The sequence below is a fragment of the Blattabacterium cuenoti genome, assembly GCF_014252395.1.
Lineage (GTDB): Bacteria > Bacteroidota > Bacteroidia > Flavobacteriales > Blattabacteriaceae > Blattabacterium > Blattabacterium cuenoti_AA.
In genome coordinates this window covers 192,418-207,388 of sequence record NZ_CP059219.1, presented here as the reverse complement: position 1 = coordinate 207,388, position 14,971 = coordinate 192,418, and the positions used below count along the sequence as shown (strand labels likewise).

The window sequence follows — 14,971 nt, the reverse complement described above, 5'->3', positions numbered from 1 at the left end:
CTTTTCCGTTATAAAAAATACTAAATCAACTAATTTGTTTTTTTCTTTTTATTAAAAAATTTTTTATTTGATTTTGCATAGATATTTTTTTATTTTTTTTCTCTCTTATTGATTTATTAAATTTGTTTATAAATAAATTTTTATCTTTTATGATTTCTATCCTATTTATTGCCAATTTTTTTTGATCTTCAAAAGATTTTTTCGCTTTATTTACTTTCTCATAATTCTTACTTTGAAATCTTATAATCTTTTTCATTTTTACCATTTCATCTAATGTACCTTTTTGAAGATCTATTATATTAGAAAATTCATCATTATATTTAACGCTTTCTTTTTCTAAACTTTCTATTTCTTTTCCTATATTTTTTATTTTTTGAGATAATTCTTCTACAATTAAAAGATCATCTTTATAATCATCTTTTTTTGTATCATTTATTGTAGTATTAGTATTAGTATTAGTATAAGTTGAAATAGGATAAGAATAAGAATAAAAAGAATCAGAAGAATCAATAGGAGGAGGATAAGATTTTTTTACAGATGGTTTATTATTAACTCCAGTTTCTTCTTCTACAATCTTATATGTAAGATAAGGATCTTCTTCCATAACAGAATTTGTTACTTCATCATTACAAGAAATAAGAAATCCTAATGTAAAAAAAATTATAGGAATTGGAAATTTTAAAGTAGTTTTCATAAAAAAATTTTAAAATTATTGTTTCTAAATATAGAAAAAAATTATTATGTATAAATAATAATTTTATTTAATAAATACAGTAAAAAAAACAATAATATACTTTCAAATTTAGTATATTTGGTCATAGTATAAAGGTTTATAAATATTTTATATTTTCCTATGGATCAATTCATAAAATTAGCTATACGGGGAATATCCTTAAGTCAAATACAATCTGGGATATATGTTTTATTACTTGAAGAAGAATCTGGAAGAATTAAACTTCCTATTATTATAGAAAGTTTACAAGCTCAATCTATTGCTTATGCTTTAGGAAAGAAAGATCCATCTAGATCTTTTACTCACGATTTATTTATAACTTTTGCAAAAGTATTAAATATTAAAATAAAAGCAGTTGTTATATATAAGTTATTAAATGGAATATTTTTTTCTTATATTTTATTTGAAAGTGATAATGAGGATAAAGGAGAAAAAAATATAAAAAAAGAACATAAAATAGATTCAAAAACATCAGATGCTGTAGCTTTAGCAGTACGATTCCAAGCTCCTATTTATACAACAAAAGAAATTTTTGATAAAGCAGGTATTTATTTTGAAAATGGGTTTCCTATTGATAAAGAAAATGAAAATAATGATATTAGATTAGAAAATAGTAGTATTCTTTTTTTTAAAGAAAAAAGTCAAAAGGATTTAGAAAAAATGACTGAAAAAGATTTAAATATTTTATTAAATCATGCCGTAGTAAATGAATGTTATGAATTAGCAGCAAAAATAAAAAAAGAATTAGACAGAAGAGAATAAATTTTTATTTTTTTTCAAATCTTATAAAACTATAGTTATATAAATGATATTTATCTTTTTTATGAAAAAATTCATATATTTTTTTCCATTTTTTAGTATCTATTTTTGGAAAAATTGCGTCTCCATAAAAGTTATTATGTACTAATGTTAGTTCTATTATATGAGCTATTTCTATTGTAGCTTTATAAATTTGTTCTCCTCCTATAATGAATATTTTTTCATAAGAAAGAAAATTTATTTCTTTTATAGAAGAAAGAATTTTAATATTTTTTTTTAATAGTTTTATTTTTTTACTTAATATAATATTTCGTCTTTTTGGAAGTATTTTTCCAATTGATTCAAAAGTTTTTCTTCCCATGATAATTGTTTCCCCTATAGTTATATTTTTAAAACGTTTTAAGTCATTAGGTAAATGCCACATTAATTTATTATTTTTTCCTATAAATCCATTTTCTGAAACAGCAGCTATTAATATTATTTTCATTATTATTTCAATTTTTTTTATATTTTTAAATTTATGGATATTCCAGTTAAATATGATCCAACATCTATTGAAAAAAAAATATATGATGATTGGATGAAAAAAAATTATTTTTCATCCTATCCAGATGATAGGAAAGCTTATACTATAATAATGCCACCACCAAATATTACCGGTATTTTACATATAGGACATATGTTGAATAATACTATACAAGATGTTTTAATAAGGCATGCTAGAATGAATGGATATAATACGTGTTGGGTTCCAGGAACAGATCATGCTTCTATTGCAACAGAAGCTAAAGTAGTAGATTTTTTAAAAAAAAAAGGATTATCTAAATTTATTTTAGGAAGAGAAAAATTTTTATTTTATGTTTTAAAATGGGCTCAAAAACATAAAAATATTATTTTTGATCAACTTAAAAAATTTGGATGTTCATGTGATTGGAATCGTACTCAATTTACAATGAACCAAAAATTATCTAAATCTGTTACAAAAGTTTTTATAGATTTGTATGATAAAGGATATATATATAGAGGATATCATGTTGTAAATTGGGATCCTGAAGCTAAAACTACTCTTTCTGATGAAGAAGTTATTTATAAAGAACGTATTGGTAAACTTTATTATATAAAATATAAAATAGAAGGTGAAAAAAATTATGTGACTATAGCTACCACTCGTCCTGAAACAATATTTGGAGATACAGCTATTTGTTATCATCCATATGATTTACGTTATTCACATTTAAAAGGAAAATATGCTAAAATACCAATATTAAATAGATATATACCTATAATAGAGGATACTTATGTAGATTCAAATTTTGGAACAGGATGTTTAAAAATAACTCCAGCTCACGATGTACAAGATAAAAATATAGCAGATAAATATCAATTAGATATTATTAATATCTTCAACGAAGATGCTACTATTAACGAAAAAGGACTTCATTATAAAGGTATGGATCGTTTTGTCGCAAGAAAAAAAATAATAGAAGAATTAAATTATTTAGGAGTTTTGGTAAAAATAGATAATTTGAATCATAAAGTTGGTTTTTCAGAACGTACTTTATCAGTAGTAGAACAAAGATTATCGCTTCAATGGTTTTTGAAAATGAAAAAAATATCTATTCCTGCAATAAAAGCAGTAAAAAATGGAAATATTCAATTTTATCCAAAAAAATTTGAAAAAATATATTTTCAATGGATGAATAAAATTCGTGATTGGAACATATCACGTCAATTATGGTGGGGGCATCGTATTCCTGTTTTTTATTATGGAAAAAAATTTAACGATTTCGTAGTTGCAGAAAATTTAGAAAAAGCTTTAGAAAAAGCAAGAATAAAAAGTAAAAATTCAAAATTAAAAAAAGATGAAATATGGCAAGATGCAGATGTTTTAGATACTTGGTTTTCTTCTTGTTTATTACCTTTATCTGCATTTGATGGAATTTATCATCCTTATAATCATGAAATATGTTATTATTATCCTACTGAAAATATAGTAACAGGTTCAGATATATTATTTTTTTGGGTAGCTCGTATGATTATTTCAGGTTTTTTTTTTAAAAAAAATAAACCCTTTAAAAGGGTTTATTTTACTGGAATTATTAGAGATTTTAAAAATAAAAAAATATCAAAATCGTTAAATAATTCTCCTAATCCTATAGATTTAATTAATAAATATGGAGCAGATGCTGTTCGTATAGGTCTTATGCTTAGAACTAGTGCAGGAAAAGATTTCCATTTTGAAGAAAAAATATGTTTACAAGGAAGAAATTTTTCTAATAAAATATGGAATGCCTATCGTTTAATTAAAAGTTGGAAAATAGAGGACAATAAAGTTGTACCTGATTCATCTATTGTTGCTATTAAATGGATTAAAAATCGTTTTCATTATATTTTAGAAATTTTTGAAAAATTATTTCAAGAATATAAGTTAGATGAATCATTAATGGTTTTATATAAATTTATATGGTATGATTTTTGTTCATTTTTTCTTGAAATTATTAAACCTATTTCTGGAAATAAATCTATATCTAAAATAGTATATTTAAATACTATTGAATATTTTGAAAATGTGTTGAAATTATTACATCCATATATGCCTTTTATTTCAGAAGAAATTTGGAATATGATTAAAAAAAGGAATACAGAAGAAGCTTTGATAATTTCTTCTTGGCCTAAGAAAAAATCCTATGATTATGAAATATTAGTTTCTTTTGAAAAAGCTACTAAAATAGTATCTAAAATACGTAGTATAAGAAATACTAGTAATATACCTTATAAAAAAAGTCTTATATTATTCTCTACAAGAAAGGATAAAAAATATAATTCTATTATATTAAAATTAGCTAATTTATCAGAAATAATTTACGTATCAAAAGAACCTAAAAATATACCATGTTTATATTTTTTTTCAGATTCAGATAAATTTTTTATTTTAAATAAAAAATATCATTCAAATCATATAGAAGATATTATGAATATTGAAAAAAAAATTCAATATTTTAATAATTTATTATCTATAATTAGGAAAAATTTATTGAATATTAAATATACAACTTCTGTTACAAATGATTTACTTTTAAAAGAGAAAAAAAAAGAAAAAGATATTTTAAAAAAAATTTCTCAATTTAAAGAATATTTGAAATATGTAAAAAAATTAGATAGTTAGTTTAATTACCAATTACTACTACTACCGCCTCCTCCAAAATTACCTCCTTCTCCAAAACCATCAAAATTATCTTCATTTTCCCAGTTATTGTTTTCCCAGTTATTGTTTTCCCAGTTATTGTTTTCCCAGTTATTGTTTTCCCAGTTATTGTTATTGTTTTTAAATAAAAAATTTATTATAAATAATGTATTTAAAAAAGAGGAATCTATTATTCTATTTTTGTAAAGAAAAATAAAAAATAATACAAAAATAAAAGACATAATATAAAACCATACAGAAAAAATTTTTTTATTTTTATTATGTGTATTATGATATTTATTTTTTAATATTTTAAATATTTCTTCAATACTGCAATCTATAGCTTTATAATAAAGATGATTTTTTAATATAGGTTTTATTTTTTTTATAATTTTCATAGTTACAAAATCAGTCATATAAGGTTCTATTCCATATCCGTTTTGAATAGATATTTTTTTATCATTAATAGATAATAATATAACTATTCCATTATTTTTATATATGTTTCCTATTTTCCATTTTTCTCCCCATTTATTAGCTAATAAATTTGGATCTTCTTTGTGTAGATCTTGAATTATAGTTACTAATATTTCTGTAGATGTAGTTTTAGAATATAGAATAAGTTTTTTATTTATTTTATTGATTTGTTCTTTTGATAAAATTTTAGCATAATCTTGTACAGGATATATTTTTTTTGGTTGTTTAGGAATGTTAAATTGTCCTATTGTTATTGAATTAATACAAAAAAAAATTAAAATAAATAAAAAAAATTTTTTTTTCATTTTAATTAGAAAAATTGACAATAGGAGATTTTTGTGATCCTATTTGATATCGTATGTATCCTTTTTCTTTAAATTTATAAAAAAAATTTGCTATAATGATTTTTGGAAATTGATTTCTATAAGTATTAAAATTATTTACTTGATCATTAAAACGATTTCTTTCTACGTTAATACGATTTTCTGTTCCTTCTAATTGATTTTGTAATTCATAAAAATTTTGCGTAGATTTTAAATTTGGATAATTTTCTACAATTAAAAGAAATCTGTTCACAGAATTATTTAAATTTTCTTGTGTTTTTTGAAATTTATTTATCTGATTTTGATTTAAATCATTTGGATCAATATGAATAGAAGTTGCTTTAGCTCTATTTTCTATTATCTTAATTAATGTATTTTTTTCAAAGTTAGCAGTTCCTTTTACTGTATTTACTAAATTTGGAATTAAATCTGCTCTACGTTGATAAACATTTTCCACTTGACCCCATTGTTTTTTTATATTTTCATTTAGTTTAACTAATTGATTATATATATTGGATATCCATAATCCAGTTATAAATATGAAAATAGAGAAAATAATTATTATTAATTTTTTTTTCATAATATTTTAAAATAAAATGTCCCTATTAGAAAAATAAAATAAACATTCTTTTATTGCATTTTCATTACTATCTGATCCATGTATAGCGTTTTTTTCTAAAGAAGTAGCATATAAATTTCGTATAGTTTTTTTTTTTGCCTTTATGGGATTTGTATCTCCTATTAAAATTCTAAAGTCTTTTACTGCATTTTTTTTTTCTAATATGATAGACATAATTGGTCCAGAAGACATAAATTCTATTAAAGAGTTAAAAAAAACTTTTTTTTTATGTTCATCATAAAATTTTATAGCTGATTTTTTAGATAATTCAGTCATTTTAAGTGCTTTTATATGAAATCCTGCATTATTTATTTTATATAAAATAGGTACTATATATCCGTTTTTTACTGCATCTGGTTTTATAATAGAAAGAGTAATTTTTCCGAAAAAATGAGAAATCATAACTTTTTTTTTAATGAAGAATACTTAAAATTAAGTAAAGAAATTTATAAATGGAAATTACTATATTTTCATAGTAAAAAATTAAATAATGAATTACAATAAAAAATATATTGACGATAAACAAAATTCTTTTGATTCATTTAGAAAAATAGTGTTAGATGATTATAAATTAGCTAGAATTAGTAGAGAAACAAGTATTTTAGGTCGTAAAGAAGTATTGAATGGAAGAGCTAAGTTCGGTATATTTGGTGATGGTAAAGAAATTCCTCAACTAGCTATGGCAAAAGTTTTTAAAAATGGAGATTATAGATCTGGATATTATAGAGATCAAACTTTTATGATGGCTATTGGAGCTTTAACTGTAAAAAGTTTTTTTTCACAATTGTATGCCCATTCTGATTTAGAAGCAGAACCTGTTTCATCTGGAAGAATGATGACTGCACATTTTGGAACGCGTTTTTTAAATCAGGATGGAAGTTGGAAAAATCTTATAGATAAAAAAAATTCTAGTGCTGATATTTCTTCTACTGCTGCTCAAATGCCTAGATTATTAGGATTAGCTCAAGCTTCAAAAATTTATAAAAAATTAAAAAATTTAAAAAAAACACATAAAAAATTTTCTCGTAATGGAAATGAGGTAGCATTTGGTACTATTGGAAATGCTAGTATTTCTGAAGGAATATTTTGGGAAACTTTAAATGCTGCTTCTGTATTACAAATACCTATTATACTTTCTATATGGGATGATGAATATGGAATATCTGTTCCTAATAAATATCAATTTTCTAAAAAAAATATTAGTGATCTTTTATTTGGATTTCATAGAAATAAAAAAGAAAAAGGAATAGAAATTATTAAAGTTAATGGATCTAATTACATGGATCTTACAAAAACTTATATTAAAGCAGATAAAATAGCACGTCATGAACATGTACCTGTTATTATACATGTAAAAAATTTAACTCAACCACAAGGTCATTCTACTTCTTCTTCACATGAGAGATATAAATCAAAAAAACGTTTAGAATGGGAAATAAATAATGATGGAATAAAAAAATTTAGAGATTGGATTTTAAATTATAAAATGAAAAATATAGCCAATGTTTGTTCTTTAGATAAAATAGATATGGAAGCAAAAGAATATGTTAAAATAGAACAAAATAAAGCTTGGAAAGCATTTAGAAAACCTATTTATGATATTAAAAATGAAGCTATAAATATTTTACATCAATTTACGGTAGATTATCCAAATAAAAAATGGATTAAAAAACATGTTAATAAATTACATGATTCTAAAAATTTAATTACTAAAAAATCAATATTTTGTATTATACATAAATTTTTATTATATGAGTATGAAGTAAATACTTATACAAAGTATTGTTTAATAGAATGGATGAAAAAGAAGTATCATAAAGAACAAGAAAATTACTCTTCACATTTATATAGTATTTCTGATAAATCATCCGTAAAAATTACGGAAGTTTTTCCTGTATATAATAATAATCTAAAGGTAGATGGTAGAATAGTATTAAGAGATAATTTTGATAAATTATTAGAATTGTATCCTGATCTTTTAATATTTGGAGAAGATGTTGGAAAAATAGGAGATGTGAATCAAGGGTTAGAAGGATTACAAAATAAATATGGAAAAACTAGAATTTTTGATACAGGTATACGAGAATCTACTATTATTGGTCAAGGAATAGGTCTTGCTATGCGTGGTCTTCGTCCTATAGTAGAAATTCAATATTTAGATTATGTTTTGTATGCTTTACAAATTATGAGTGATGATCTTGCTTGTTTGCAATATAGAACAAGAGGTGGACAAAAAGCCCCTGTTATTATTAGAACTAGAGGACATCGTTTAGAAGGAATATGGCATTCAGGTTCTCCTATGGGAGGTATTATAAATTATATAAGAGGTATTTTAGTATTAGTTCCTAGAAATATGGTAAAAGCGGCTGGTTTTTATAATACTTTATTATCATCAGATGATCCTGCTTTAGTAATTGAATGTCTTAATGGCTATAGAATAAAAGAAAAATTACCTAATAATTTAGGTTTTTTTAAAACTCCTGTTGGTATAGTTGAAATAACAAGAAAAGGAAAAGATATTACTATGGTTACTTATGGCTCTACATGGAGAATTGTAAATAAAGCAGCGGAAGAATTATCAAAAATTAATATAGATTCTGAAGTTATTGATATTCAATCACTATTACCTTTTGATTTACAAAAAGATATTGTTAAAAGTTTACAAAAAACAAATAGATTATTAATTATAGACGAGGATGTTCCAGGTGGAGCTTCTGCTTTTATTTTGCAAAAAATATTAGAAGAACAAAAAGGTTATTATTATTTGGATAGTCCACCTTTTACTATTACGGGGAAAGAACATCGTCCTCCTTATGGATCAGATGGAGATTATTTTTCTAAACCTTCTGTTGAAAATATTGTAGAAAAAGTATTAAAAATAATGCATGATAGTTAAAAAATAAGTATTTTACCGTAAAAAAATATTATTTATTAATTTGTTTTCATCAATTTTTTTAACTTTATGAAAATAGAAACAACTTTACATTCAAGGATAAGGACAATGGATTTTGATAACATTATTTTTGGTAATCATTATTCAGATCATATGTTTTGTTCTGAATTCAAACATGGAAAGTGGATGAATTCTATTATTAAACCTTTTGGAAATATAATATTATCTCCTATATCTCTTGTATTTCATTATGGACAAGCTGTTTTTGAAGGAATGAAAGCTTATAAGGATAAAAAAGAAGAAGTTTTTTTATTTCGTCCAAAAGAAAATTTTAAAAGAATTAATCGATCAGCTATTCGTTTGGAAATGCCTTCTATACCAGAAAATATTTTTATGAATGGATTGATAAAATTAATAGATATAGATAGAAATTGGATACCAAAGAATTATGGGCAATCTTTATATATACGTCCTTTTTTAATTGCAACAAAAGGAGTTTTATCTGCTAAACCATCTGAAGAATATATGTTTATGATTATATCAACACCTGCAGATTCTTATTACAAACATCCTTTGAAAATAAAAATAGAAGAAAAATATAGTAGATCCTCATTAGGAGGTGTAGGATTTACTAAAGCTGCTGGAAATTATGCTTCTTCTTTTTATCCTACTAGATTAGCAAATGAAAAAGGGTTTGATCAGGTATTATGGACTGATTCTTCTACTCACTCAAAAATAGAAGAATCTGGAACTATGAATGTTTTTTTTTGGTTAAAAAATAAATTAATAACTCCAAAAGCTAATGATAATATATTAAGTGGTATAACCTGCAAAAGCATTATTTCTTTGGCTAAAGAAGAAGGATTTTATGTAGAAGAAAGAGAATTAAGTGTTTTAGAAATCATAGAAGGTATACAAACAGGTATCTTAAAAGAAGCTTTTGGTTGTGGAACTGCAGCTGTTATTAATTATTTTAAATTGATTAGTTACAAAGGAACTAATTTTTATTTACCAAATCTTCCAGAAAAAGAAAGAATATCTATTTTTTTAAAAAAAAAATTATTAGATATACAACATAATTTATCCGTAGATCCTTTCGGTTGGAGAATTAAATTAAAAAAAATTTTATAATTTTTTATGAAAGATCATTTCCCATCTATAGAGGAAACAGTAAAAAAATCTATATATGTTTTATATAATGAATCTATTCCTTATCAAGGATTAGAATTTAAGTATACTAAAAAAGAATATCCAGGAGATATTACCTTAATTTTATTTTCTTTATCTAAAAAGTTAAAAAAATCCGTAGAAAAAGTAGGGTATAATATAGGAAATTATGTACAAAATCAATTAAAAGGATCTATTTGTTTTTCTGTTATTGGAGGTTTTTTAAATTTTATTTTCAAAGAAAGTTATTATATATATCTTCTTAAAAAAATGTTAAATTCTAATTTTTATCATTTAAAATTTTCTTCCAAAAGAATTATGATAGAATATTCTTCTCCTAATACAAACAAACCTCTTCATTTAGGACATATAAGAAATAGTTTTATTGGATCTGCTGTAGCAGAAATACTAAAAATGGTTGGTTATAAAGTAATAAAGATCCAAATGATTAATGATAGAGGTATACATATTTGTAAATCTATGATTTCTTGGAAAAAATTTGGTAAAGGTAAAACTCCTGATAAAGTAAAAATGAAAGGAGATCATTTTGTTGGAAAATATTATAGTTTATTTGATCAAGTGTATCGTGAAGAAATAAAAAAATTAAATAAAAAAAAAATTCCAATTAAAGTTCCAATTTTGATAGAAGCTATAGATTTGTTAAAAAAATGGGAAAATGAAGATACTGAAACTAGAAATATTTGGAAAAATATGAATAAATGGGTATACGATGGATTTGAAGAAACTTATGAAAAGTTAGGAATTACTTTTGATAAAATAGAATATGAAAGTAAAATTTATGAAATTGGAAAAAATATTATAAAAAAAGGTTTTAAAAAAGGTATTTTTTTTAAAAAAAAAGATGGATCTATATGGATAGATCTAATAAAAGAAGGATTTGATCAAAAACTTTTATTACGATCTGATAAAACATCCGTATATATAACTCAAGATATTGGTACAGCTGTAGAACGTTTTAAAAAATATAATATAGATCAATTAATTTATATTGTAGGAAAAGAACAAGATTATCATTTTCAAGTTCTTTTTAGTATATTAAAACGTTTAGGATATATATGGGTAAAAAAAATGACTCATTTTTCTTATGAAATGGTTTATTTACCAAGTGGAATCATGAAATCTAGAGAAGGAAATGTTATTAATGCGGATAATATAATTTTGGAAATGTTTACTATTGCAAAAAAAAAAATAAATTCAAAATCAAAAAAAGAACAAAAAAAATCTTATGAAATAATAGGAATAGGTGCTTTAAAATATTATTTCCTTAAAATAGATCCAAAAAAGAAAATTATTTTTAACCCTGAAAAATCTATAAGTTTAAAGGGGAAAACTGGAACTTATATTCAATATACTTATTCTAGAATACGTTCTTTAGAACGTAGATTTTTCGATTTATGTTCATTAATAAATTCTTATTGGGAAAAAGCTCAATTTGATGTATATGAAAAAGATATGATTAAAATTCTTCAAAAATATCCTTTAATTTTAAAAAAAGCAGCAATTCATTTAAACCCATCTTTAATAGCAAATTATGTATATGAAGTATCTAAAACTTTTAATTATCTTTATCAAAAGAAAAAATTAATAGATCCTTTAGATATTGTTCATAGTAATCTTTGTATGAATATCATTCATGTTACAGGAAATGTTTTAAAATATGGTATGAATTTATTAGGTATTAAAATGCTTGATCGTATGTAAAAAAAAATGTATACTTATGTTTGATCATTTACAAAAAAAATTTAACAAAGCTCTTCATTTTTTGAAGGGAGATAATAAAATAACAGAAGTAAATATTGTAAGTTCTTTAAAAGAAATAGGAAAAATTCTTATTGATGCAGATGTCAATTACAAAATAGTAAGAAACTTTATTAAAAAAATTAAAGAAAAATCTATTGGTAAAAAAATACTTACTTCTTTAAATACAAGACAAGTAATTACAAAATTAGTATATGATGAGTTAGTTCTTCTTATGGGAAGTAAGAATATAGAAATAAATATTTCTAAAAATCCTAGCATAATTTTAATTTGTGGATTGCAAGGAAGTGGAAAAACTTCTTTTTCTTCTAAACTTGCTTTTTTTTTAAAAAAAAAAAATAAATATCCATTATTAGTAGCTGCAGATATTCATCGTCCTGCTGCTATAGATCAATTACAATCTATAGTAAAACAAGTGGATATTCCTGTTTTTTCTTTAAAAAAAAGTAAGGATATTATAGAAATAATAGATCAATCTATTTTTTATGCTTATAAAAATAAGAATAATGTTATTATTATTGATACAGCAGGTAGATTAGCTATTGATCAAATAATGATGGATGAAATAAAAAAAATAAGTGAATATTCTAAACCAAATGAAATTTTATTTGTTGTAGATGCTATGACGGGACAAGATGCTATAAACACAGCTCAATCTTTTTCAAGAATATTAAATTTTGATGGTATAGTAATGACAAAATTAGATGGAGATAGTAGAGGAGGAGCTGCTATAACTATTTCTAGTGTAGTAGGAAAACCAATAAAATTTATTAGTAATGGAGAAAAAATAGAAGATATTGAAATTTTTCATCCAGATAGAATAGCTAATAGAATTTTAGGAATGGGTGATATAGTTTCTTTAGTAGAAAAAGTACAGGAAAAATTTGATGATAAACGAACTAAGAAAATTTATCATAAAATTTCTAAAAATCGTTTTAATTTTAATGATTTATTAGAGCAAATTCAACAAATAAAAAAAATAGGAAATATTAAAAATATAATTTCTATGATTCCTGGAATCAATAATTTTTTTACTAATAATAATAATAATGAAAAAGATCATTTTAAAAAAATAGAATCTATAATCTATTCTATGACTCCTTATGAAAGAAATAATCCAAAGATTCTTTCTTCTAATAGAAAAGAAAGAATATCTAAAGGTTCTGGAATTTCATTAAATGATATAGATATATTTTTAAAACAATTTAATGATATAAATAAAATTATGAAAAAAATTAATTCTAATTCAGGAAAAGAAATTATAAAAGATTTTTTTTTAAAAATGAAAAAATGATTTTAATGAATAAAATTTTCTTTTATTAAAAATATTTTTAATTTTGTTCGTTAAATATTTTTAAAATACCAATTAGGATGAATATTACGTTTGTAATTTTATATGAGTGAAACATGATGAAAGATTTTTTAAATAGAGATAAATTTTTGAAGACTTTAGAAAGTGTAAATATTTGGGATATTGTTATTATTGGAGGAGGAGCTACAGGATTAGGAATAGCTTTAGATTCAGCATCTAGAGGATATAAAACTCTTCTTTTAGAACAATCAGATTTTTCTAAAGCAACTTCTAGTCGTAGTACAAAATTAGTTCATGGAGGTATACGGTATTTAGCTCAAGGAAATATAAAATTAGTTTATGAAGCTTTAAAAGAAAGAGGATATTTGTTAAAAAATGCTCCACATTTAGTTAGAAAACAAAAATTTGTTATTCCAATTTTTAGTTGGAAAATGGGAATTTGGTATTGGACAGGTTTAAAATTATATGAATGGTTATCTGGAAGTTTAAGTTTTGGTAAATCTAAATTTTTATCTAAAAATGAAATTATAAAATGTTTTCCTGAAATTAAAACTAATAAATTAAAAGGAGGTATTTTATATTATGATGGACAGTTTGATGATGCTCGTTTAGCTATTAATTTAGCACAAACTTGTGTTAAACAAGGTGGTTTTTTATTAAATTATTTTCAAGTAAAAAATCTTATAAAAAAAGAAGGAAATAAAATATCTGGAGTTATAGCTTATGATTTTGAAACTAAAAGAGAATATTCTATTTATTCTAAAATAGTAATTAATGCTACTGGTGTTTTTTCTAATTCTATTTTAAAAATGGATAAATCAGAGTCTTCTATTTCCATAAAACCTAGTCAAGGAACACATATTGTATTAGATAAATATTTTTTTAATAGTACAGATTCCATAGTAATACCGAAAACTTCGGATGGAAGGATATTATTTTGTGTACCTTGGTATGATCATGTATTGGTAGGAACTACAGATACTTTTTTAGAAAAAAGTGTTTTAGAACCAATACCTCTAGAAGAGGAAATAAATTTTATTTTAGAAAATTTTAATAAGTATTTTATTATAAATCCAAAAAAAAGTGATATACTAAGTGCTTTTTCTGGGTTACGACCTCTTTTTGTTCCTAAAAATTATTTTACTAATAAAACTAAAGATATTTCTAGATCTCATCAACTTATAATTAGTCATTCTGGATTGATAAGTATTATAGGTGGAAAATGGACTACATATAGAAAAATGGCAGAAGATACTGTTAATAAAGCTATTGAAATAGGAAAATTTCATGTAAAACCTTCTATTACTAAAAATCTAAAAATTTATGGATCTAATTGTTCATATGAACTCCATAATAATTTATATTGGAAAAAATATGGAGAAGATGAATATCATATAAAGAAATTAATTAAAAAAAATCCATTATTAGGTACTACATTAATATCTTCTAATAAAATATCTTCTTATTTTTGTACCGAAGCAGAAGTTATATGGATGGTACGTTATGAAATGGCTAGAACAATTGAAGATGTTTTGGCAAGAAGGTTACGTTTATTATTTTTAAATGCTAAAAAAGCAATAGATATCGCACCAAAAGTAGCAGCATTAATGGCTAAAGAACTTTCTTTTGATGAAAAATGGCAAAAATCACAAGTAGATGCTTTCAAAAAATTAGCTATGCAATATTATTATCCAGTAATTTGATATAATAGATAAACTTCGTTAT

12 protein-coding genes are annotated in these 14,971 nt (G+C 22.9%); 7 read left to right on the top strand and 5 right to left on the bottom strand.

Annotation, left to right across the window (positions count from 1 at the left end; genetic code table 11):
* Positions 1-25: 25 nt before the first annotated feature.
* Entirely contained in the window at positions 26-694 is a 669-nt protein-coding gene (locus H0H36_RS00960; RefSeq protein WP_185869777.1) for a coiled-coil domain-containing protein, read from the bottom strand.
* Positions 695-853: 159 nt separating this feature from the next.
* Here H0H36_RS00960 and H0H36_RS00955 point away from each other — a divergent pair, with 159 nt between their 5' ends.
* Positions 854-1,495, top strand: coding sequence for a bifunctional nuclease family protein (locus H0H36_RS00955; protein WP_185869776.1), 642 nt, complete (start codon positions 854-856; stop codon positions 1,493-1,495).
* 4 nt (positions 1,496-1,499) lie between these two features.
* On the opposite strand, the gene H0H36_RS00950 is transcribed toward H0H36_RS00955, so the two are convergent.
* Positions 1,500-1,979, bottom strand: coding sequence for a dihydrofolate reductase (locus H0H36_RS00950; RefSeq protein WP_185869775.1), 480 nt, complete (start codon positions 1,977-1,979; stop codon positions 1,500-1,502).
* A gap of 33 nt (positions 1,980-2,012) precedes the next feature.
* On the opposite strand from H0H36_RS00950, the gene H0H36_RS00945 reads away from it, so the two are divergent.
* Complete coding sequence (locus H0H36_RS00945; protein WP_185869774.1) at positions 2,013-4,658, top strand: valine--tRNA ligase; 2,646 nt, start codon at positions 2,013-2,015, stop codon at positions 4,656-4,658.
* 5 nt (positions 4,659-4,663) lie between these two features.
* Here H0H36_RS00945 and H0H36_RS00940 read toward each other — a convergent pair whose 3' ends face one another.
* The 3 genes from H0H36_RS00940 to ndk are packed head-to-tail and all read right to left on the bottom strand — an operon-like array spanning position 4,664 to position 6,497.
* Positions 4,664-5,458, bottom strand: a complete 795-nt coding sequence (locus H0H36_RS00940; protein WP_185869773.1) for a TPM domain-containing protein — start codon at positions 5,456-5,458, stop codon at positions 4,664-4,666.
* A 1-nt stretch (position 5,459) separates the two neighbouring features.
* Entirely contained in the window at positions 5,460-6,056 is a 597-nt protein-coding gene (locus H0H36_RS00935; RefSeq protein ID WP_185869772.1) for a LemA family protein, read from the bottom strand.
* 6 nt (positions 6,057-6,062) lie between these two features.
* Positions 6,063-6,497, bottom strand: a complete 435-nt coding sequence (ndk, locus tag H0H36_RS00930; protein ID WP_185869771.1) for a nucleoside-diphosphate kinase — start codon at positions 6,495-6,497, stop codon at positions 6,063-6,065.
* Between the two features lie 88 nt (positions 6,498-6,585).
* On the opposite strand from ndk, the gene H0H36_RS00925 reads away from it, so the two are divergent.
* The 5 genes from H0H36_RS00925 (at position 6,586) to H0H36_RS00905 (ending at position 14,949) form a co-directional block, all read left to right on the top strand.
* Positions 6,586-8,991: an alpha-ketoacid dehydrogenase subunit alpha/beta gene (locus H0H36_RS00925; RefSeq protein ID WP_185869770.1), complete on the top strand. Its 2,406-nt coding sequence runs from the start codon at positions 6,586-6,588 to the stop codon at positions 8,989-8,991.
* 66 nt (positions 8,992-9,057) lie between these two features.
* Positions 9,058-10,119, top strand: coding sequence for a branched-chain amino acid aminotransferase (locus H0H36_RS00920; RefSeq protein ID WP_185869769.1), 1,062 nt, complete (start codon positions 9,058-9,060; stop codon positions 10,117-10,119).
* 6 nt (positions 10,120-10,125) lie between these two features.
* The gene (gene argS / locus H0H36_RS00915) at positions 10,126-11,877 is read left to right on the top strand and encodes an arginine--tRNA ligase (RefSeq protein ID WP_185869768.1); all 1,752 of its coding nucleotides are present in this window, start codon (positions 10,126-10,128) and stop codon (positions 11,875-11,877) included.
* A 16-nt stretch (positions 11,878-11,893) separates the two neighbouring features.
* Entirely contained in the window at positions 11,894-13,228 is a 1,335-nt protein-coding gene (gene ffh, locus H0H36_RS00910) for a signal recognition particle protein (protein ID WP_185869767.1), read from the top strand.
* Between the two features lie 113 nt (positions 13,229-13,341).
* Positions 13,342-14,949, top strand: coding sequence for a glycerol-3-phosphate dehydrogenase/oxidase (locus tag H0H36_RS00905; RefSeq protein WP_185869766.1), 1,608 nt, complete (start codon positions 13,342-13,344; stop codon positions 14,947-14,949).
* The last annotated feature ends 22 nt before the right edge of the window (positions 14,950-14,971 follow it).